This is a genomic window from Salmonella sp. SAL4457, from assembly GCF_046548235.1.
Classification (GTDB): Bacteria; Pseudomonadota; Gammaproteobacteria; order Enterobacterales; family Enterobacteriaceae; genus Salmonella; species Salmonella enterica.
The window spans coordinates 1-259 of record NZ_JBGDZO010000789.1 but is presented as its reverse complement, the minus strand read 5'-3'; the positions used below and the strand labels follow the sequence as shown (position 1 = coordinate 259).

The window sequence follows — 259 nt, the reverse complement described above, 5'->3', positions numbered from 1 at the left end:
TCCTTGCGTTCCACGATGATGAACAGCTTGCTCACGACACCTCCCGGGGTGACAGCGAAACCACGGCGCATTCGGAACCGGCTTGCCGGCGCACGCATCCCGGCCAATACTCGGCGGGACTCCCTTGCGAAACCGCTCTATGGCGCCTGCCAGCAAACCGAAGCGTACAGCACCCATTACAGCACGCCCGCGCGGAAGTTCCCGCCCGCGGCCGTGGAGACCGCTATGAACCTGACCCTCCGCCCGGCCGGTGTGGACG

The 259-nt window shown here is 66.0% G+C and carries 1 protein-coding gene; it reads left to right on the top strand.

Annotated features, from left to right (window positions below):
- Positions 1-15: 15 nt before the first annotated feature.
- Positions 16-259: hypothetical protein (locus ACLJNW_RS26325; protein ID WP_410961525.1), on the top strand; the 244-nt coding region annotated here is incomplete at its 3' end.